This window comes from Nocardioides sp. NPDC047086, from assembly GCF_040643685.1.
Lineage (GTDB): Bacteria > Actinomycetota > Actinomycetes > Propionibacteriales > Nocardioidaceae > Nocardioides.
In genome coordinates this window covers 1-19,337 of the sequence record NZ_JBEYUV010000046.1, presented here as the reverse complement: position 1 = coordinate 19,337, position 19,337 = coordinate 1, and the positions used below count along the sequence as shown (strand labels likewise).

22 protein-coding genes, 1 tRNA gene and 1 pseudogene are annotated in these 19,337 nt (G+C 67.4%); 6 read left to right on the top strand and 18 right to left on the bottom strand.

The genetic code is table 11. The features are described from left to right. Positions 1-130: 130 nt before the first annotated feature. Positions 131-898, top strand: coding sequence for an IclR family transcriptional regulator (locus ABZ796_RS24575; protein ID WP_357340514.1), 768 nt, complete (start codon positions 131-133; stop codon positions 896-898). 22 nt (positions 899-920) lie between these two features. Here ABZ796_RS24575 and ABZ796_RS24570 read toward each other — a convergent pair whose 3' ends face one another. Genes ABZ796_RS24570 through ABZ796_RS24550 form a run of 5 tightly spaced genes read right to left on the bottom strand, consistent with a single transcriptional unit; the run spans position 921 to position 5,819 of the window. Next, positions 921-1,871, bottom strand: coding sequence for a PDR/VanB family oxidoreductase (locus tag ABZ796_RS24570; RefSeq protein ID WP_357340513.1), 951 nt, complete (start codon positions 1,869-1,871; stop codon positions 921-923). 14 nt (positions 1,872-1,885) lie between these two features. Next, positions 1,886-2,968 (bottom strand): amidohydrolase family protein, encoded by a 1,083-nt coding sequence (locus ABZ796_RS24565; protein WP_357340512.1) that lies wholly within the window; start codon positions 2,966-2,968, stop codon positions 1,886-1,888. Continuing rightward, positions 2,965-3,315, bottom strand: coding sequence for a hypothetical protein (locus ABZ796_RS24560; RefSeq protein ID WP_357340511.1), 351 nt, complete (start codon positions 3,313-3,315; stop codon positions 2,965-2,967). Before ABZ796_RS24560 ends, ABZ796_RS24565 begins: the two co-directional genes overlap by 4 nt. Next, positions 3,315-4,478 carry a zinc-binding dehydrogenase gene (locus ABZ796_RS24555; RefSeq protein WP_357340509.1) on the bottom strand — a complete coding sequence of 388 codons (1,164 nt, stop codon included), beginning with the start codon at positions 4,476-4,478 and terminating at the stop codon, positions 3,315-3,317. Before ABZ796_RS24555 ends, ABZ796_RS24560 begins: the two co-directional genes overlap by 1 nt. Positions 4,479-4,505: 27 nt before the next feature. Then, the gene (locus tag ABZ796_RS24550; protein WP_357340507.1) at positions 4,506-5,819 is read right to left on the bottom strand and encodes a Rieske 2Fe-2S domain-containing protein; all 1,314 of its coding nucleotides are present in this window, start codon (positions 5,817-5,819) and stop codon (positions 4,506-4,508) included. Between the two features lie 100 nt (positions 5,820-5,919). On the opposite strand from ABZ796_RS24550, the gene ABZ796_RS24545 reads away from it, so the two are divergent. After that, entirely contained in the window at positions 5,920-6,714 is a 795-nt protein-coding gene (locus ABZ796_RS24545) for an IclR family transcriptional regulator (RefSeq protein WP_357340505.1), read from the top strand. A gap of 20 nt (positions 6,715-6,734) precedes the next feature. On the opposite strand, the gene ABZ796_RS24540 is transcribed toward ABZ796_RS24545, so the two are convergent. The 4 genes from ABZ796_RS24540 to ABZ796_RS24525 form a co-directional block, all read right to left on the bottom strand. Beyond that, positions 6,735-7,619, bottom strand: coding sequence for an ABC transporter permease (locus ABZ796_RS24540; RefSeq protein ID WP_357340504.1), 885 nt, complete (start codon positions 7,617-7,619; stop codon positions 6,735-6,737). After that, positions 7,619-8,392 (bottom strand): ABC transporter ATP-binding protein, encoded by a 774-nt coding sequence (locus ABZ796_RS24535; protein WP_357340503.1) that lies wholly within the window; start codon positions 8,390-8,392, stop codon positions 7,619-7,621. Before ABZ796_RS24535 ends, ABZ796_RS24540 begins: the two co-directional genes overlap by 1 nt. A 25-nt stretch (positions 8,393-8,417) precedes the next feature. Further along, on the bottom strand, positions 8,418-9,509 hold the full coding sequence (locus tag ABZ796_RS24530) for an ABC transporter substrate-binding protein (protein WP_357340502.1): 1,092 nt from the start codon (positions 9,507-9,509) through the stop codon (positions 8,418-8,420). Between the two features lie 306 nt (positions 9,510-9,815). Next, positions 9,816-11,015 (bottom strand): IS110 family transposase, encoded by a 1,200-nt coding sequence (locus tag ABZ796_RS24525; RefSeq protein WP_357340501.1) that lies wholly within the window; start codon positions 11,013-11,015, stop codon positions 9,816-9,818. A 305-nt stretch (positions 11,016-11,320) separates the two neighbouring features. On the opposite strand from ABZ796_RS24525, the pseudogene ABZ796_RS24520 reads away from it, so the two are divergent. Further along, a pseudogene (locus ABZ796_RS24520) lies at positions 11,321-11,980 on the top strand (carbonic anhydrase family protein). A gap of 16 nt (positions 11,981-11,996) precedes the next feature. Here ABZ796_RS24520 and ABZ796_RS24515 read toward each other — a convergent pair. The 4 genes from ABZ796_RS24515 to ABZ796_RS24500 all read right to left on the bottom strand — a co-directional run bounded on the left by ABZ796_RS24515 (position 11,997) and on the right by ABZ796_RS24500 (position 13,575). After that, a complete protein-coding gene (locus ABZ796_RS24515; protein ID WP_357340500.1) occupies positions 11,997-12,347 on the bottom strand; it encodes a DUF1330 domain-containing protein in 351 nt (116 codons plus the stop codon). A gap of 93 nt (positions 12,348-12,440) precedes the next feature. Continuing rightward, positions 12,441-12,854, bottom strand: a complete 414-nt coding sequence (locus tag ABZ796_RS24510; RefSeq protein WP_357340499.1) for a PPOX class F420-dependent oxidoreductase — start codon at positions 12,852-12,854, stop codon at positions 12,441-12,443. Positions 12,855-12,897: 43 nt separating this feature from the next. Then, positions 12,898-13,161, bottom strand: coding sequence for a nucleoside triphosphate pyrophosphohydrolase family protein (locus ABZ796_RS24505; protein WP_357340498.1), 264 nt, complete (start codon positions 13,159-13,161; stop codon positions 12,898-12,900). A gap of 332 nt (positions 13,162-13,493) precedes the next feature. Next, positions 13,494-13,575, bottom strand: a tRNA-Tyr gene (locus ABZ796_RS24500). A gap of 151 nt (positions 13,576-13,726) precedes the next feature. On the opposite strand from ABZ796_RS24500, the gene ABZ796_RS24495 reads away from it, so the two are divergent. Genes ABZ796_RS24495 through ABZ796_RS24485 form a run of 3 tightly spaced genes read left to right on the top strand, consistent with a single transcriptional unit; the run spans position 13,727 to position 15,215 of the window. Then, the gene (locus ABZ796_RS24495; RefSeq protein ID WP_141791486.1) at positions 13,727-14,218 is read left to right on the top strand and encodes a YajQ family cyclic di-GMP-binding protein; all 492 of its coding nucleotides are present in this window, start codon (positions 13,727-13,729) and stop codon (positions 14,216-14,218) included. Positions 14,219-14,222: 4 nt separating this feature from the next. Next, positions 14,223-14,717 carry an SRPBCC domain-containing protein gene (locus tag ABZ796_RS24490; protein WP_357340497.1) on the top strand — a complete coding sequence of 165 codons (495 nt, stop codon included), beginning with the start codon at positions 14,223-14,225 and terminating at the stop codon, positions 14,715-14,717. 39 nt (positions 14,718-14,756) lie between these two features. Then, the gene (locus ABZ796_RS24485) at positions 14,757-15,215 is read left to right on the top strand and encodes an Rrf2 family transcriptional regulator (RefSeq protein ID WP_045549074.1); all 459 of its coding nucleotides are present in this window, start codon (positions 14,757-14,759) and stop codon (positions 15,213-15,215) included. Positions 15,216-15,320: 105 nt separating this feature from the next. Here the strand turns inward: ABZ796_RS24485 and ABZ796_RS24480 are convergent, their stop codons facing one another. From ABZ796_RS24480 to ABZ796_RS24460, 5 genes are all read right to left on the bottom strand, one after another. Then, complete coding sequence (locus tag ABZ796_RS24480) at positions 15,321-16,298, bottom strand: sulfate ABC transporter ATP-binding protein (protein ID WP_357340496.1); 978 nt, start codon at positions 16,296-16,298, stop codon at positions 15,321-15,323. A 14-nt stretch (positions 16,299-16,312) separates the two neighbouring features. After that, positions 16,313-17,155: a sulfate ABC transporter permease subunit gene (locus tag ABZ796_RS24475; RefSeq protein ID WP_357340495.1), complete on the bottom strand. Its 843-nt coding sequence runs from the start codon at positions 17,153-17,155 to the stop codon at positions 16,313-16,315. Continuing rightward, the gene (gene cysT / locus ABZ796_RS24470) at positions 17,148-17,999 is read right to left on the bottom strand and encodes a sulfate ABC transporter permease subunit CysT (RefSeq protein ID WP_357340494.1); all 852 of its coding nucleotides are present in this window, start codon (positions 17,997-17,999) and stop codon (positions 17,148-17,150) included. Before cysT ends, ABZ796_RS24475 begins: the two co-directional genes overlap by 8 nt. 7 nt (positions 18,000-18,006) lie before the next feature. After that, on the bottom strand, positions 18,007-19,083 hold the full coding sequence (locus ABZ796_RS24465; protein WP_357340493.1) for a sulfate ABC transporter substrate-binding protein: 1,077 nt from the start codon (positions 19,081-19,083) through the stop codon (positions 18,007-18,009). A 136-nt stretch (positions 19,084-19,219) separates the two neighbouring features. Beyond that, the gene (locus tag ABZ796_RS24460) at positions 19,220-19,327 is read right to left on the bottom strand and encodes a hypothetical protein (RefSeq protein WP_357340540.1); all 108 of its coding nucleotides are present in this window, start codon (positions 19,325-19,327) and stop codon (positions 19,220-19,222) included. Between the last annotated feature and the right edge of the window lie 10 nt (positions 19,328-19,337).

Genomic DNA, 19,337 nt, shown 5'->3' with positions numbered 1-19,337 from the left:
AAATGGATTCTTCTTTCCGCATTGCGGATAATAATCTGGCCAGACGAGGGACGCAACCAGCTGGGTTTCCTCTACACGACGCTAGACTTCCGTCATCCGGAAGACAGTACCCAGAGATCGGGGAGCTCAGGTGAGCGAGAACGAGAAGGCGCCGAAGGCACGCACCGGGGCCGTGCAGTCGATCGAGCGCGCCTTCGCACTGCTGGAGACGATGGCCGACGCCGGCGGGACCATGGGTCTCTCCCAGCTCGCAGCCGCCTCCGGCCTGCCGCTGCCGACCATCCACCGACTGGTGCGCACCCTCGTCGACCTGGGCTACCTCCGCCAGGAGGCCAACCGGCAGTACGTCCTCGGCCCGAAGCTGATCCGGCTCGGCGAGAGCTCCTCGCGCATGCTCAGCACCTGGGCCCGCCCGCACCTCGCCCGGCTCGTCGACGAGGTCGGCGAGTCGGCCAACCTGGCGATGCTCGACGGCGACCAGATCGTCTACGTCGCCCACACCGAGTCGCGCCAGTCGATGCGCATGTTCACCGAGGTCGGCCGCCGGGTCTCCCCGCACTGCACCGCCGTCGGCAAGGCGATCCTCGCCGACATGGCGCCCGAGCAGGTCCGCGACATCCTCCGACGCACCGACATGGTCCCCTACACCTCCACCACGATCACCTCGCGCGAGGACTACCTCGACCAGCTCGAGCAGGTCCGCGAGCGCCGCTACGCCATCGACGAGGGCGAGCAGGAGGCAGGCGTACGCTGCGTCGCCGTCGCCGTCCCCGACTACGCCCCACGCCTGGCGATGTCGATCAGCGGCCCCACCGGGCGGATGAGCGACGAGCTCATCGAGCGCGCCGTCCCGCTGCTCACCGAGGCCGGCAAGCAGCTCGCCGCCGACCTGGCCTGACCCCAGGGTCGGCTGACGGACGTCACAGGTCGAGCACGAGACGAGACGACTTCGACCGTCCGACGCAGACCATCATGGTCTTGCCCGTAGCCCGCTCCTTCTCGTTGAGGATCGTGTCGTGGTGCTCCGGAATCCCCTCGAGGACCGTCGTCTCGCACGTGCCGCAGAAGCCCTCCTCGCAGGAGGTCATCAGGTCCGGGCAGGTCTCCAGGATCCGGTCGAGCATCCTGTCGGACTCGCCCACCCGGACCACGGCGCCGGTGCGGCGCAGCTCGACCTCGAAAGACGCGCCCGTGGCGGCCTCGGCCGCGCCCTCCCCGTCGCTTCCGAAGCGCTCCAGCCGCAGCTCGCGGCCGACGCGCTCGCAGGCCTCGGCGAGCGCGTCCAGCATCCCGTTCGGGCCGCAGGCGTAGACCACCGCGCCTTCCGGCGACTCCTTCACGACGGTCGCCAGATCGGGACGGCCACCGGTGTCCTCGGCTATCAGCCGCACGTGCGCACCGACCGGCAGCTCGTCGCGGAAGGCCATCGACGCCAGGCTTCGCCCGCCGTAGACGACCTGGTACGCCACACCGGCCCGCTCCGCGGCGGCCACCATCGGCAGCAGCGGGGTGATCCCGATGCCTCCCGCGACGAACACGTACGCCACCGCCGGCTCGAGCGGGAAGTGGTTGCGTGGCCCACGCACCTCGATGGTCCGCCCGATCAGCGCGGTGTCATGGATCTCCGCGGAGCCGCCGCGACTCTCCGGCTCGCGGAGCACCGCGATCCGGTAGCGGGACCGGTCGGCGGTGTCGCCGCACAGACTGTACTGACGGACCAGGCCGGACGGCACCACGATGTCGAGGTGGGCGCCGGGCTCCCACCCGGGGAGGTCGCCGCCGTCGGCGGAGACCAGCTCTAGGGACATCACGCCGTCTGCCTCCCAGCTCGCCCGGCGTATGACGAGGCGTTGTGCGTTCTCTGTGGTCATGGTCTGCCCGCGGTTCACACGGCGCCGATGGCGTCTCGGTCGAGACCGAACACGTCAATGGCGATGTCCTGGAAGAACGCCTTCCTTTCAGCAGGCGTGAACGGGATCGACTCCTGCATCGCGACCTCGGCCGGCTCGTAGTTGTACGGGTAGTCCATCGCGTACATCACCCGATCTGCCCCCACCACCTTCCGGGTGAACAGGATCGGCTCGGGCGCCGGCATCCCCGAGGAGGTGATCCACACGTTCTGCTGCAGATACTCCGTGATCGTGCGGTCGAGCTTCTTGATCACCTCGTAACGACCCGAGCGCACCATCCCGCCATGCATGTAGTCGAGCCGGTAGGCCCAGAACGGCAGCCCCTCACCCATGTGGCCCAGTACCATCCGCAGGTTCGGGTACCGGTCGAAGACGCCCGAGGTGATCATCTTCAGGGCGTGCAATGAGGTCTCCACCTGGAACCCGAAGACCGACCCGTCCAGACCCGCGTCGTAGAACGTCGAGATGATGTCGTCGTTCGGCGTCTGCGGATGCAGGTAGAGCGGCACGTCGAGCGCCTCGCACGCCTCCAGCACCGGCCAGAACTGCTGCTCGTCGAGGTAGTGGCCCTTGATGTGCGAGTTCAGCATCAGACCCTTGAGCCCGAGGTCGCCGACCGCGCGCTCCAGCTCCTTGACGGCTGTGCCGGCATCCTCCCAGCCGACCGAGGCCATCCCGGAGAACCTCTGCGGGTTGTCCCGGCAGATCTCGGCAAGACAGTCGTTGGACAGCCTCGCCATCTCACGCGCCGTGTCGACCGAGAAGACCTGGGTGCCCGGCGAGGTGAGCGAGAGGATGGCGTGGTCGACGCCGCCTGCGGCCATGTGGCCGAGCCGGAGCTCGTCGGCGCTGACCAGGCCCTCGCGTACGAACCTCGCTCGTGCGGAGTCGCTGGTGGTGTAGTGACCGATCAGGCTGTGGAAGCCTTGGCCTCCTTCATCGGCTCGGATCATCCGAGCCCACTCGTCCATCACCTCCTGCGGCGACCATGCCTCCTCGGTCGCGATCCGGAGGTAGCCGCGCTCCGCGGGGTCGGTGGTGATCTCGATGTTGGTCATGCCGTGTGTCCTTTCGTCGTGCGGCGGGCGATCGCGTCGCTGATGACCGTGCGTAGGGTCGCGTCGCTGAGCCCTGAGCTGCCACCGCTGAGCGGTCGGCGTTCGGTGGGCAGCTCCCGACCATCGAGGACGGCGTCCACGATGGTGTCGATGCGGAGCTGTTCGAGCAGGTCCATCACCTCGAGCGTGCTGTACGACTCGACTGTGCAGCCGGGCAGCTCGGGATAGGCGGCGCGCCGGATCCAGTCGCCGTCCTGCGGGTAGCAGTCGACGAGGGCGACGTACGGGATCGCCAGCTCGTGGCGCAGGCGCCTCTCGAGGGCGGCGTCCAGCAGAGGTTCGGTCATCAGGAGGCTCCGATCGGGTCAGCGCTGAGGGTGGCGAGCGGGGCGCCGTGCCAGGGGTCGACGGTCACATGCACCACGTCGTCGCCCATCTGGCCGCCGGTCGCCCGGATCGCCTGGTCGACCTCGTCGAGGCCGAAGACGTGGGTCGACATCGCAGCCAGCGGCGTGTCCGGACGGCTGAGCGTGGTGATCGCCCAGGCGACCGCGGAGTTGCTGTGCCCGCGTACGCCACGGATGGAGGCGACCTTCCACTGCAGTGCCTTCATCGCCATCCCGTCGACGACGTCGGTGGCGGTGGAGATCAGGATCTGGCCGCGTCGGGCGACCATCTCGACGCCCCACCCGATGGTGGTCGCGTCGCCGCGGGCGGTGTCGAGCACGAGGTCGGCGCCGGCGCCGCCGGTGACCTTCTCGACCACCGCCACAGGGTCCTGCTCGTCGACGTCGACGACCACCGCGGCGCCGTACTCCCTGGCGAGCTCGAGGCGGCGTGCGTCACGACCGAGACCGAGCACAATGACCTGGTCGGCGCCAGCGGCTTTGGCCGCGTAGACGCAGGCGAGGCCCTGCTGACCGGGCCCGATCACGACGATGGTTCGGCCCGGGCCGGCCCTGCCCTCGATCACCGCCCACTCGTAGCCGTTGGCGACCGGCAGCGTCATAGCGGCGAGGTGCGCGTCCATGTCCTCGGGGATCCGGTGGAGGACGGTCCGCGGGTGAAGGTAGAGGTACTGGCTGTAGCCGCCCCACAGCGCCGGCTCGACGGTGACCGGGGTGCTTCCGAACCGGGTGCCCCCGGCCCGGGAATCGGTGGCGGCGCAGAGCCGGTAATCGGTCGTGCGGCAAACCGCGCAGTGGCCGCAGGGCAGATACTCCTCCACCGCGACCCGAGCGCCTTCCTCAATGCCCCAGCGCTCGGCGGCCCGCCGGCCCAGCGCGACCACCCGGCCGACGTTCTCATGCCCGAGGATCCGGGGCTCCGTGTCCCGGAAGTAGTTCCCCACGTCCGTGCCGCAGACCCCGGCTCCCTCGACCCGCAGGAGGCCGGCATCCTCGTCGATCTCCGGCAGCGGCAGCGTACGCAGCTCGCTGACGCCAGGGGCGACCACGACGCTGGCCCGGACGAGATCTGTGGCGACGCCGTGTGCAACTCGTGTCGTCATGCTGGTTCCCTTCGCTGCTGGATCAACTCACTCGGCGACCAGGTAGTGCTCCACGGCGGCCTTGCGACTCTCCTCGGTCGCCTCGACCCAGGAGACGTCGGTCGGCAGGACCGCACTGGTCGAGCGCACGCGGTGGCTGACCGGGTCGAGGCCCGAGGGGGTCTCATCGGACTCAGCCAGTGCCCGGACCTCGGAGAGCAGGCGTCGCCGAGCGGCGATGATGCCCGCGTCGGAGGTGCCGAGGTGCTCCCCCTCGCGGTCAACGATCGGGCCCATGCTCTCCTGCATCGCGACGTCCTGCATGGCGATGCCCTCGATGCCAGACTGGGAGATGCCGGCCTTCTGCAGGGTGCGGTCGATCAGATAGTCGTTGTCCGCGTTGGCCAGCGTCAGGAACGGGCTCTCGGGGGACTTCTTCGCGTGGATGTGACCACCCTCGCGGTAATAGTCCAGCTCGGCCTTGCGCAGCGGACGCTCCGGGACATAGCTGACGTTCCAGGTGAAGCAGGTCTCGTCGTCGATCGGGACCCAGGCATGGGCGCCGATCGGCTCCTGCTCGTCGCGCGGGACCATCGTGTACCACGGCATGAGCCATTGGGTGACGCGCCAGTAGTAGTCGCCGCCGGTCGTGTCGCGACGGGCGCCGAGGAGCATGCCGTAGTCCGTCGGCTCGATGAAGAACTTCGGGTTGCCCTTGGTCAGGTGCTTGCGCGGCCCGTCCATCTGGTGGGTCCACGGCGGGCTCCACAGCGGGGCGTCGTTGTGCAGGAAGGAGACGTGGCTGGAGTCGATGCCACCCTCCATCGCCTGGAGGTAGGAGCAGCGCTGGATCCGCTTGGACACGAAGCGGTGCCCCTCAGGGAGCATCGCCCACTCGAGCTCGGGCAGCTCCGGTGCGGTGCCCTCGGGTCCCATATAGATCCACACGACGTCGCCACGCTCCCTCGCGGGATAGGCGGTGATGGACACCTTGTTCTTGAAGTTGCTCTCGCGCGGCTCGTTGGGCATGTCGACGACCTCACCCGCCCCATTGAACTTCCAGCCGTGGTAGGAGCACCGCAGGCCGACGTTGCCGTCACGCGAGTCCGCGCCCTCGGCGCACCCGAAGAATAGCGAGGCGCCCCGGTGCGGGCAGCGCTCGTTGATGACGGCGACCTTGCCGTCGTGACCACGCCAGGCGACCAGGTTCTCCCCGAGGAGGCGTACGCGAACAGGGGCCGACCCGGGGTCGGGAATCTCCTCGGTCAGCAGGCCAGGGATCCAGTAACGCCGCAGCATGTTGCCCATGGGGGTGCCGGGGCCGACCTGAGTGAGGAGCTTGTTGTCCTCGGACTTCAACATCCTTTGCCTCCTAGAGAGGGTAACAATTCGTATCACTATGTGATAGTGTCGAACTCACCTGATGATTATTATGGCAGAAACTTTGAATGAAAGGAATGAGATGGACACCAATTCGGAGTTCTCGACCACGGACGCCCGACGCACCGGATCGGACAGTGCCCGCCGGATCATCGAGCTCCTCTTCGCATTCACCGAGGATCACCCCCGGCGGACCGCTCGGGAGCTGTCCGAGGCCGCCGGGATCCCGATGCCGTCAGTTCACCGGTACGTCGCCCTGCTGCGCGACCTCGGCCTGATCGTCGACGTACGCCGGGGGCTGTATCAGCTCACTCCGCTGGTCTTCCCGCTCACTCGGGCCGCCGAGGCCGCCAACAGCATCCTCGACGTTGCCCGACCGCATCTGAGCAGCCTTTCCCTCGAGCTCGACGAGACCGTCGCCCTGGTGCAGCAGATCGGCGACAACCCGGTCTGCGTGGAGCGGTACGAGTCCGCGCGCACACTGCGTGCCTCCTTCCAGCCCGGCCAGCCGATGCCCGCCCTTCGCGGGGCCTCCGCGAAGGTCCTGGTCAGCGGCATGACGCCCGGCGAGCGCGAGGCGTACCTGGCACGGATGAGTGCCCGGTCGACGTCGGCACCCGGAGCGGAGTGGACGGAGGAGGAGCTTCGCCAGACCCGCGAGCAGGGATGGGCGACCAGCTCACAGCAGCTCAGCGAGGGCATCTGGGCGGTGGCGGCGGCGATCGATCTCGGCACGAGGATGGTGGGCGCGATCTCGGTGGCCTGCCCGGAGTTCAGGATGACCGAGGAGTCCCGCCGGACCGTGATCGAGCGTGCCTGCGACACCGCGGCCGCCATCTCCGAGGACCTGGCGCGAGGAGCCGGTCGCGAGGCCTGACTTCCAGGTCGAAGCTCCATTCAGTCGCGCCTCGTCCAGGCGACCAGCTTCTGCTCCAGCTCGCGCAGGACCAAGCTGCTCACGATTCCGATGATGCCGATCGTGAAGAGCGCGACGTACATCGTTCGCACCGACTGCAGCTCCCAGGCGTGCTGGATCATGTAGCCGAGACCCTCCCGCGCCCCGACCAGCTCAGCCACAGCGACCAGGATGATGCCCTGGGCCAGACCGATGCGTAGCCCCGAGAGCATCAGCGGCAGCGCGCCGGGCATGGCGACGAACCGGAGATACTGCAGTGTGGAGGCGCCGTAGTTCGTGGCCACGTCGACGTAGACGCTCTGGATCCCGCGTACGCCGGCCATGCAGTTGACCACGACCGGGAAGAAGACTCCGAGCGCGACCAGCGCGACCTTCGAGCTCTCGCCGAAGCCGAGGATGAGCATCAGCAGCGGCATCATCGCGCTCTTGGGCAGGGCGTACAGCATCGAGACCACCGGGTCGACCAGCAGTCGCAGCGGGCGCATGAACCCCATGCACAGCCCGATGACCACCGCCGGGACGCCGCCCACCAGGAAGCCGATCAGGACCCGTCGGAGCGTGACGAACGTGTCGTACTGGAGAGTGCCCTCCGGGCCGAGCTCGTAGCCGAACTGGTCGATGATCATCGACGGTGCCGGGAAGAACTTGACGTCCAGGATGCCGACCCGGGCCAGTGCCTCCCACACCAGCAGGAACAGCACCGGTGCCGCGAACGTCATGACACGCTCTTGGGTCGAAGCGGAAATGCGGGCCGTGCGCTGCGCCTTGGGCATCCGCACCGAGGCGCCCTCGAGCCGACCGGAGGTCGTCGCTCCGGCGCCGGCGTTCTGGACCACCTCGCGAGTGGCTGATCTCTGTGCACTCATCAGGCTGCCTCCGTACCCTTCTCTGCCGGGCCGTGCAGAGCGGCCCAGATCTTGTTGATCAGCTGTCCGTACTCGTCCTCCTGACGCAACTCGAGCACGTCACGGGGACGCTCGAAAGGCACGTCGATCACGGTGCTGATCCGTCCCGGCCGCGGGGTCATCACGAGAACACGGTCGGCGAGGGTGAGCGCCTCATCGAGGCCATGGGTGATGAAGACGACGGTCTTCTTCGTCTGCTCCCACAGGCGCAGCAGCTCCTGCTGGAGTGTGAACTTGGTCTGCTCGTCCAGCGCGCCGAACGGCTCGTCCATCAGCAGGATCTCCGGGTCGTTGACGAACGCGCGCGCGACCGAGACGCGCTGCCGCATACCACCGGAGAGCTGGTGCGGGTAGGACTTCTCGAATCCCTTCAGACCGGTGACCTCGATGTAATGGGTCGCCCGTTCGCGGCGCTCGCTTCGAGAGATGTGCCGCAGCCGCAGACCGAACTCGACGTTCTCCTGGACCGTCATCCACGGGAAGATGCTGTCCCCTTGGGGGATGATCGAGCACTCCGGGCGGGAGGCATCCTTGCGCACCACCTCGATGGTGCCTTCGGTCTGCGTCTCCAGGTCGGCCAGCATGCGGAGCAGGGTCGTCTTGCCGCACCCCGACGGTCCGACGATCGCCAGGAACTCGCCCTGAAGTACGTCGAAGCTGAAGTCCTCCACGGCGGTCACCGACGTCGAGCCGGTCGTGAACGTCTTGGTGATGTGGTCGAATCTGATCTTCACCGAGTTGCTCATGTCGCGGGCCGCCCTACTCGCACGAGGCGTTGGCCGCCTCGTTGACGTAGTCGAGGTTGACCATCTCGTCAATCGCGAGCGCCTTCGGGGAGTCGCCAGCCTCGACGAAGAGATGGACGGTGTGCTCGATGCTCTCCGTGTCGGGCACTGCACCGTAGAAATAGCCGGGCAGGTGGGCGTGCTCGACTACCTCGACATTGGTCTCGGTGTAGTCCGCGATGATCTGCTGGACCTTCTCCAGTTCCGCGCCGCCCGCCGCGACGCCCTCCAGATAGTCATTGGCCCCGCAGACGTAGGCGTTCATGAAATTCTGCGCGAGCTCAGGGTTCTCCTGCGCCCACTCTGAACGGTAGAAGATCGTCGCGTCCTGTTCCTTGGGCGCGATGTCGTAGGCCGACTTCCACGCCACGGCCGCCCCCTCCGAGATCGCCAGCGAGGCGTTGGGCTCGCTCAACCATGCAGCGTCGGCCGCGCCCTGCTTCATGGCGACCAGCACATCGGAGGACTTCATCGACGTCGTCGCGTTGCGCGGGTCCTCGATGCCGGCCTTCTTCAGAGCGTCCATCACCCCGACGTACGGCGCGGTGCCCTCAGCGGTGCCGACCGCGATCTTGCGGCCCTTGAGGTCGGAGAGTTCCTCGATCTCGTCGGCGACGCTCTCCGCCACGATGAACTGCTGCGAGCCGAGCTCGGGCGTGGGGAAAGCGCCCTTGTCGGCGACGATCTCCATCCCGTTGCCGGCGGCGATCGAGTTCACCAGCCCGGCACTGAACGCACCACCGCCCGCGTCCAGGTCTCCGCTGGCCATGGGCGCGACCATGTCGCCGCCGGAGTCGAACTCCTGGATCTGGACGTCAACGTCGAACTTCTCGAAGTATCCGCGCTCCCGGGCGATGGCGATCGGCGCATCGCTCATGATTCCCAGCAGCCCCAACCGCACGGTGTTCGGCCCGGCAGCGTCGGCGGCGCCGGAGCCTCCCGCCCGCGGGTTGTTGGGGCCACAGGCAGCGGTCGCGGCCAGCGTGGCCCCCAGCAGCGACGCGACGACAGGCACCTTCTTCAACACAGCGTCCTCCTTGATGTGACGGTCACTCTCCTGTTGCATCACATAGTGATAGCGGAACCATCAGTGTGTGATCTGAAAAATGAGACTAGCATCACATCACCCCCTCGTATAGGGCCTCGACGATCAAAGGAGCCGTCGCGCCGGCCGCCACGTCAGCACGGTCGGCAGCGGGTGCCTACGGGTTGCCGGCCGACGTTCGTGGTTCGTATGGCGGTCCACGGGTCATCTCGATCCGGTAGGTCTCGGGAGATCTTCATGTCGCGCTTCGACCTCGGTCAGGCCCGCCGCGCACTGCTCCCGGGAGCCACCGTGCTCCCCCCGCGGGGGGTGTCCCTATGGTCTTCGTCAAGCCGCAGCAGGTGCTGACCGGTCTTCGTAGAGGGTGCCGTGTTTGAGCATGGCGTGGAGTACGTCGATGCGGCGGCGGGCCAGGCACACCAGGGCTGCGTTGTGCTTCTTCCCCTGCGCCCGTTTCCGGTCGTAGTAGGCCCGGCTGGTCGGATCGTGAAGCGCCGCGAACGCAGCCAGGAAGAACGCGCGCTTGAGCTGCTTGTTCCCAGCTCGGGATGGGTGTTCACCGCGGATGCTGGTGCCGGACCGACGGGTGACGGGGGCGAGTCCGGCGTAAGCGGCGAGGTGACCGCTGGTCGGGAACGAGGTGCCGTCGCCGACTTCGAGGAGGATGCGGGCTCCGGTCCTGACACCGATGCCGGGCATCGATGTCAGGACCTTGGCAAGAGGGTGCGCATCAAGCATCTCCTCGATCTGCGCCGCAGCTGTGGCGCGTTGGGCCAGCAGGCCGGCCAGCTGGGTGGCCAGTTGGGGCAGGACCATCTCGGCGGCGCGGGTGCCGGGCACGGTCACGCTCTGCTCCGTCAGCGCCTGTTGCACGTCGTCGACGAGCTGCTCATACGAGCGTGGTGCGCGGGTCTTCGTGGCTGCGATCAACTGGCGGCGGGTTGCGGCGGCCAGGCCGGTCGGGCCACCGAACCGGATCAACAGCTCGAGCACCGCTGGGCACTGGATCTTCGGGCCCAGGACTCGCTCCAACCCAGGGTTGATCTGGGTCAACAGTCCTCGGATGCGGTTGCTGATCCGGGTGACCTCACCGGCCAGGTCATCGTCATAGCCGACGATCACCTCCAGGTCGGCCAGGGCCTCATCGCCGGTGTCGACCCGACGCAGCGCATGCGGCATCGACCGCGCTGCCTCGGCGATGATGTAGGCATCGCGGGCGTCGGTCTTGGCGTTACCCGGGTGCAGATCCGCGATCCGGCGCATCGCCAAACCGGGCAGGTAGGCCACATCGATACCCAGATCCCGAGCCACCGCGACCGCCAGCGCCCCGATCGACGCTGGCTGGTCGACCACGACCAGCACCCGGCCCCGGGCCGACAGGTCCTGGAGCAGGTCGCGGATCTTGTCCTCGGCCTGCGGCAGCGTCTTGTCGTGCACCCGAGTCCCGGACGGATCCAGCCCGGTCGCGTGGTGCTCTTCCTTGCCGACATCGAGGCCGAGGTACACGGCGTAGTCGGGTCGGTCCATCCTGTGCTCCGCTCTTCCAGTACGGCGACTGGCCACAAAGTCTGGCGAAGGATGCCGGCACCCACGTTACGAAGAGACCTACCAGTCCCGTCGAGATCCTCGACGTACTGGCGGCCCTGTCCCTATCAGCGGTCGTCCCACGCCACCGGTCCCGGTGACAACACCCCCCGGATCATTCCTACGACAGGGGCAGTCAGTCATGCCGGAACCGGCGACCAGGACCCCTTGTCTCTGGGGTCACGAAGAAGGTAACGGGGCTCGCCGCTCTGACCTCGTCAGCGGCTGCATCCGCGCACCCCTCTGCCGTGGCCGGCCTGCCCCGCCAGAGCCCCATCCACATCACCCTCGGCGACACCCGGCCGGCCGGCCTGCCGGAGCTGCACGCGCGACACCCCCGCGACGCCACAGTCACGATGACGTACATCCGCGAGGACGCGGACGAGCCAGAAGGCTGCACCGTCCGCAGTGAGGAGAAGACCGTACGCGCCGAGCTCTCGCCTGACGCCGGGTCGCTCACGACGGGTGGCGTGACGTACGGCTTGACCGAGCTCCACTGGCACACCCCGAGCGAGCATCTGCTCACCTATCGGGGATATCCGATCGAGATGCACCTCGTACACCAGGACGCCTCTGATCACATCCTCGTCGTCGGCGTCTGAATCCGCCCCGGCCCGACCAACCCGACCCTTGGCCGCCTCTCCGACCACCTGGTCGCCGAGTGCTCGCCCGTCGACACTGTCGACCACATCGACATCAGCGCCCTCCTCCCGCCACAGCACACCTCTTACCGCTACGACGGCTCCCTCACCACCGCCCCCTACATCGAAGGCGTCCGGTGGGTCCTGCTCACCGACCCCATCACCGCCTCGCCCCGCCAGATCGCCGAGTTCCGGGCCATGTTCCCGATCGGCAACCGGCGCGACGTCCAAGAGCTCAACGACCGCAGCGTGCTCACTGATCCCTGACTCGACGGGCGTGCGGCTAGGACATGAATTCCGCGATCTTCTGGCTCGCGGAGTATCCCGGTGCAACGCCCTCGGCCAGGACGGCGAACGAACGCTCCTGGTCGATGTTGTTCAGCCTGAGCGGAAGGATCTCCTGGTAGGCCGGCGAGGTGTACCACCCCTGGGCCGCCTTCGCCGACGGAAAGCGGATGGCCACCAGCATGCCCTTCGCGGTGCCCTCGGCCACGACGAGATCGGGACCGTGAATGAGGATCTCGCCGTGGAACGGCGCGAGGGTGGCGTCGACGCGGCGCAGATACTCGATGATGTCGTCGTTGACGTTCATGCCGTTCATCCATGCGACGGCGTACGCAGGTGTCGTGGTCATGGTTCCAGCCTCGCCCCTGCCGGCAACGGTGACGACCACCCTGGAAGGCATACCCGCTTTTCGGCACGAGGGACGATGCTCACCTCGACCGGTTCACCAACCTGAAGGACGTACGTTCCCCAGCACTCGGGTCACAGTGATCTCGATGACGACGCGCTCCGGGTTCGGCCGGGGCGTGCGGTAACGCTCGGCGTACCGCCGCTCGGCCTCGGCCACCGACTCCTTGTCGTCCTTGACGACCGCCGTGCCCTCCAGCGTGCACCACCGCCGCCCGTCGACCTGGCTGACCGCCACCTGCGCGCCAGAATCGGCCGCGCGTACGTTGCGGACCTTCTTGCTGGTCGCGCTGCTGATGACCCGCGCGATCCCGGCCTCCGGATCGAACGTCACCCCCACCGGCACCAGATGCGGACTCCCGTCCGGCCGGCTCGTCGTCAGGAAGCAGACCCGCCGCTCCCGCCAGAACTCGTCGTTCTCGCTGACGGAGGGCGTCGTATCGGCTGTCATGGGTGCTCCTTGGTAAACCGGGCCGGGCGGGCCCAACGGTGGGTCAGCGATTGTCGCCGCTGCCACCGATGGCGTCACGCTGCTGACGATCGGCGAGCTTCTTGATGTTGAGCTCGGCGACGTCCGCGAGCGGAAGCCCGAAATGGTCGGCGAGAACCGCCAGGTACCACAGTGTGTCGCCTAGCTCCTTGGCGAGATCATCGAGGTCCCACTGCGCGAAGTCGCTGTCGTGGTCCCGAATGATCTTCTTCGCCTTCTCGGCGATCTCACCCGTCTCCCCGACCAGCCCCAGCAGCAGGTGGAACACCTCGTTGGGGGTGCCCTTCGACGCCGCGGTGCGCAGCGCTCTGCCTGCTGGTAGGCGTTCATGTCCATCACCAGAACCTATCGCGCCCCTCGCGACTCGCCTCCGGCGCAAGACGGTGGCGGTTGATCCCGAGAACTCAGCGGCCCCACCAGGCTCGCATCGAGCAGGCGATGAAGACCGACCCTGACTCCAGCCCCGCCAGGTAGAGGGTCCGGGGGCACACCGGGGGCACAGATAGCCGTAGACCGCCGTAGACGCTCGGACACAGCCAGACAAGCGAAACACCCCGATGGCCAACGTTTCCGCTGGTCACCGGGGTGTTCTCCCAGGCGTGGCAGATGAAGGATTCGAACCTTCGAAGGCAAAGCCGACGGATTTACAGTCCGCTCCCATTGGCCGCTCGGGCAATCTGCCTGGGTTGTGCGCGCGGCCCTCCGAGGAGGATCGCGACAGCAAGAAACAATAGCGCAGGGCCTGGCGGCGTACGAAAACGGGACGAGGTCTTAGGGTGAGACAGGTACGTTCCCGGGGCACAGCCCTGGTCGGAAATCCAGAGGAGAGAGTCATGGCGGACTCGTCGTTCGACATCGTGAGCAAGATCGATCGCCAGGAGGTCGACAACGCGCTGAGCCAAGCCGCACGTGAGGTGGCGACGCGGTTCGACTTCAAGGGGACCAACGCGACCATCGAGTGGAGCGGTGAGCATGCCATCGAGATCTCCGCGTCCGCCGACGACCGGGCCAGCGCGGTGCTCTCGGTCTTCCAGGACAAGCTGATCAAGCGCCAGCAGTCGCTGAAGATCCTCGACGCGAGCGAGCCGCGTCAGTCGGGGCAGCAGTCGAAGATCTCGATCACCCTCAAGGAGGGCATCTCCTCCGAGGACGCGAAGAAGATCTCCAAGCTGATCCGCGACGAGGGCCCCAAGGGCGTCAAGGCGCAGATCCAGGGCGACGAGCTCCGCGTCTCCTCCAAGAAGCGCGACGACCTGCAGACCGTGATCTCGCTGGTCAAGGGGCAGGACTACGACTTCGCGGTGCAGTTCATCAACTACCGCTGACCTCGTGGCCTACGAGCACCCGAAGGCCACCGTCGAGATCGATGCTCCGCTCGAGGTGGTGTGGCGGGTGATGGTCGAGACCGAGAAGTACGCCGCGTGGAACCCGTTCGTCGTCCGTGCCGAGACCGCGCAGCCGGCGGCGGCGGGAAACCCGATCATCTTGCATGTGACCTGGGCGAACGGCGGTCGCGCACGCTCGCCGGAGCGGATCTCGGCACTCGAGCCACCGGTGGTCGGTGAGGACCGGGTCGGGGCTGCGTACCTGGCCGATGTCTATGAAGGCTGGCCGGCGCGGCTCGGCCTGGTGCGGGGCGTACGCCACCAGCGCCTGACCCAGCCGCCCGGCGGGCCGACGCGCTACGAGACGGTCGAGGAGTTCTCCGGTCCACTGGTGGGGCTGGCGGGTCCGGACCGGGTCACCGAGGGCTTCCGCCGTCACGCCCAGGCTCTCAAGGTGAGGGCCGAGACGCTGGTGAATGAAAGTGGACTTGACCACTAGATTGAGCGAAATTCTGCATTCATCTGCAAGAATGTGGTCGTGCGAGTATCTGCCAAGTCCGACTACGCCCTCCGCGCCCTCATCGAGATGGCCGCGCGCGAGGACGGAAAAGCTGTCAGCGCCGAGGAGCTCGGCCGCGCCCAGGAGATTCCTCACGGGTTCCTGCAGGCGATCCTCGCCGACCTCCGCAAGGCCGGCGTCGTCATCTCACAGCGCGGCCAGTCGGGTGGTTGGCGCCTGGCCCGCAAGGCGTCGGACGTGTCCGTCGCCGACGTGATCCGCGCCGTCGACGGCCCGCTGGTCTCTGTCTACGGGCTGCGTCCCGAGGGCGTCACCTACAACGAGCGCGCCGACGTCCTCCAGCACGTGTGGATCGCCGCCCGCGACTCGCTGCGCGAGGTCTTCGAGAAGGTCTCCATCGCCGACCTCGCCTCCCGTGAGCTGCCCGACGAGGTCACCACTCGCACCGCTCGCGACGAGGCCTGGCTGCCTCACTGAGCCTGCTGGCGGTTGGCCTAGGTATGCAGCCGAACCGTCACTTCCCTCGCGGAGTTCCGCACGGGAAGTGACGGTTTCTCTGCATACCTAGACGAACAGCTGCCCCTACGCCGCCGGCGAAGGCGCCGGCATCGTGTAAGCCCCCGGCGACGGCGTGACGAAGACGTTGACGCCCTCCTCGAGCCGGAGCGCCCGGGCATGCGTACGCGTCAGCTCGGCGGTCACGACCTCACCGTCGTCGGTGAGGACCGTGAGGCGCACCTCGAACCCGATCCGCAGGACGCGCGAGACGGTGCCCTCGAGGGAGTGCTCGGAGATCGGTGACGGGGTGACCTCGATGTCGTGGGGCCGGATCAAGGACCCGTCCAACGTGGTCACGTCGCCGAGGAACGACATCACGAAGTCGTTGGCAGGCTGGTCGTAGAGCTGCTCGGGGGTGCCGATCTGCTCGATGCCGCCCTGGTTGACGACCACGATCTCGTCGGCGACCTCGAGGGCCTCCTCCTGGTCGTGGGTCACGAAGACGGTGGTCACATGGACCTCGTCGTGGAGCCGTCGCAGCCAGTCACGCAGCTCCTTGCGTACCTTCGCGTCCAGGGCCCCGAAGGGCTCGTCGAGCAGCAGCACGGAGGGCTCGATCGCCAGCGCCCGCGCCAGCGCCATCCGCTGCCGCTGGCCGCCGGAGAGCTGTGCGGGCAGCCGGTTGGCGAACTGCGAGAGGTGCACGAGCTCGAGCAGCTCCTCGACCTTCTTCGCGACCTCCGCCTTGGGGCGCTTGCGGATCTCCAGCCCGAACGCGACGTTCTTGGCGACCGAGAGGTGCTTGAACGCGGCGTAGTGCTGGAAGACGAAGCCGACGTTGCGCTTCTGGACCGGCAGCGAGGTCGCCTCGACGCCCTCGATGCTGATCGAGCCGGTGTCGGGAGTCTCCAACCCGGCGATGACCCGCAGCAGCGTGGTCTTGCCGCCGCCGGAGGGACCCAGCAGAGCGGTCAGCTGTCCGGTCGGGATGGTCAGGTTGATGTCCTCCAACGCCACGAAGTCGCCGTAACGCTTGTTGACACCACTTACTTCGATGCTCATGGGATGTGGTCCTTTCACCGCACGCGCGCACCACGGGCGCGCAGCACGAAGACGATGAGGATGCAGACGACCGAGACGCTGGCCAGGAGGAAGGCGATGGCGTACGCGCCCTGCTGGTCGAAGTTGAGGTACTTCTCCTCGACGGCGAGGGTCGCGGTGCGGGTCTGGCCGAGCACGTTGCCGGACACGATCTTGACCGCGCCGAACTCGCCCAGGCATCGAGCCAAGGTGAGCACGACGCCGTAGATGACGGCCCACTTGATGCCCGGCAGCGTGACCCGCCAGAACGACTGCCAGCTGCTCGCGCCGAGCGACGCGGCGGCCTGCTCCTGCTCGGTGCCGATCTCCTCGAGCACCGGGATGACCTCGCGGATCACCAGCGGCAGCGACACGAACGCGGTCGCCATGATGATGCCGGGCGTCGCGAAGATGACCTGGAACCCGGCCGACTCGAGCGCCGGCCCGAACCACCCGTCGCGGCCACCGTAGACCAGCACTAGCGCCAGGCCGACGACGATCGGCGAGACCGACAGCGGCAGGTCGATCAGCGCGCTCAGGACGCGCTTGCCAGGAAATTCCGTCCGCACCAGCAGCAGCGAGATCGAGACGCCGAAGACCAGGTTGATCAGCGTCGCGATCACCGCGGCGACACAGGTCAGCTGGATCGCGTGCATCATCTGCGGGTCGCTGAAGATCGCGGCGAACGCCTCGGTCGTGAACCCGAGATCGGGCACGTAGAAGGCGTTCCAGGCGACCAGGAACACCGGCCAGGCCACCAGGAGCCCGAGGTAGGCGATGACGATGATGCGGAGCACGTACGTCAGCGGGGTGCGTGGAGCACGACGCGTCTCAGCCACGGCGGACCATCCTCCTCTGGATCACGTCGAGGACGACGATGACGAGCAGCGAGACGCCGAGCAGCATCGCCGCGATCGCCGCCGCCCCCTCCGGGTTGTCGTTCTCGATCGCGGACAGGATCCGCACCGAGGCGACCTCGGACTTGAACGGCAGGTTGCCCGAGAGCAGGACCAGCGAGCCGTACTCCCCCATCCCGCGAGCGAAGGAGAGCGCGGCGCCCGCCGCGATGGCCGGGGCCAGGGCGGGCAGGATGATCCGCCGGAACGTGGTGAACCGGGAGGCACCCAGCGAGGCCGCGGCCTCCTCGACGTCGGCGTCCAGCTCCTCGAGGACGGGCTGCACCGTGCGTACGACGAAGGGCAGCGTCACGAAGGCGAGGGCGAGGTAGACCGACGTCGACGTGTTCGCCCAGTGCAGGCCGAGGGGTGACTCGGCGCCGTAGAGGGAGAGCAGCACGAGGCCGGCGACGATCGTCGGCAGCGCGAAGGGGATGTCGATGATCACCTCGAGCAGGCCCTTGCCCCAGAACTTGTCCCGGACCAGGACCCAGGCGATGACGGTGCCGATGACGACGTTGATCAGGGTGACCACGATGGCCGCCCGGATCGTCAGCAGGATCGCGGACGCGGTCTGCTCGTTGGTGAGCTGGTGCGCGAAGGAGGACCAGCCACCACTGGTGGCGGTGATGATCACCGCCACCAGTGGGATGAGGACGAGCAGGCTGAACCAGAGCATCGTGACGCCGAGCCCGATGCCGCTGGTCCTTGTCAGAGTGGTGGCCGGCCGGCTGCGCCGCGTCGAACGCGGGGCAGCCGGCCCGGCCGTAGGGATGGTTGTCGTCATGACCGGACTACTGCGAGGCCTTGCCGGACTTGGCGATGGAGTCGGTCACGATGCCGAGGGCCTCGCCGTCCTCACCGGTGCCGAACAGCTTCTCCTTGACGCCCGACCAGTCGCGGCCGCCGAAGTCTTTCTCCAGGGTGAGCAGCTGCTTCGGCGCCGGGAACGGGTCGGACGGGTCCTTGGCACCCTTGATGTCCTCGGGCTTGAGACCGATCGCGTCCCAGTCGACGACGCCGGGCTCGGCGGTGTTGACGGGGCGGAAGCCGGTCAGCGCGAACTGCTTCTGTCCACCCTGCGGGTCGAGGACGAAGTCGAGCCAGTCCTGGGACGGCTTGGAGGAGTCCTTGAGGATGGCGCCGGGGTTCTCGATCAGGACCGTGGAGTCCGGGATGATGTAGTCGAAGCCCTCACCCTGCTGGGCCGCGAGGATCGCCTCGTTCTCGTAGGCGAGCAGCACGTCACCGGTGCCGCCCAGGAAGGCGGTGGTGGCGTCGCGGCCGGAGTTGGTCAGCGTGACGACGTTCTTGAAGAGCTTGTCGAGGTACGCCTTGCCCTCCTCCTCGGTGCCGCCGTTCTTCACGACGGAGCCCCAGGCGGCCAGCGCGTTCCAGCGAGCGGCGCCGGACGAGGCCGGGTTGGCGGTGACCACACCGACGCCCGGCTTGACCAGGTCGTCCCAGCCCTGAATGTTCTTCGGGTTGCCCTCGCGGACACCGAGCACGACGACCGAGCTGGACACGATGCCCTTGTTGTCGCCGTCGTCCCAGGACGCGTCGACCAGACCGGCCTTCTCCAGGCGCTGTACGTCGGTGCCGACGGACAGGTGGACGTAGTCGGCCTTCAGACCCGCCTCGACCGCGCGGCTCTGGTCGCCCGAAGCGCCGTAGGAGGTCTCGAAGGTGACGCCCTCGCCCTCGGGGGTCTTGTTGAACTCCTTGGCGATCGCCTTGTTGGCCGTCTCGGGGACGGCGAAGCCGACGATGGAGATCGACTCCGCGTCGCTGTCGCCGCCGGAGCCACCGCACGCGGTCAAGGTCAGGATGCTCGCAGCGGCCAGTGCCACTGCAACCTTGATCTTCTTCATCTGGTTCCTCACTTCTTGCCCTGCCGAGTCAAGGTCGATCGGGTTACGAATGTCGAGGACAATACTTGAGTTAGTCGAGTGCATGCGAAAACACATGAACGGTCCGCTCCTTGGACGGCACCCGGTCGCCGAGACGTCACTCAGGTCGGTCGAGATGGCACCTGGGTGCCATCTCGACGATCAGGTCGACCGTGCCGTTGTTCCTCGCGATCGCGAACAGATAGGTCACTCCTATCAGCGTCAGGATCAGGTCG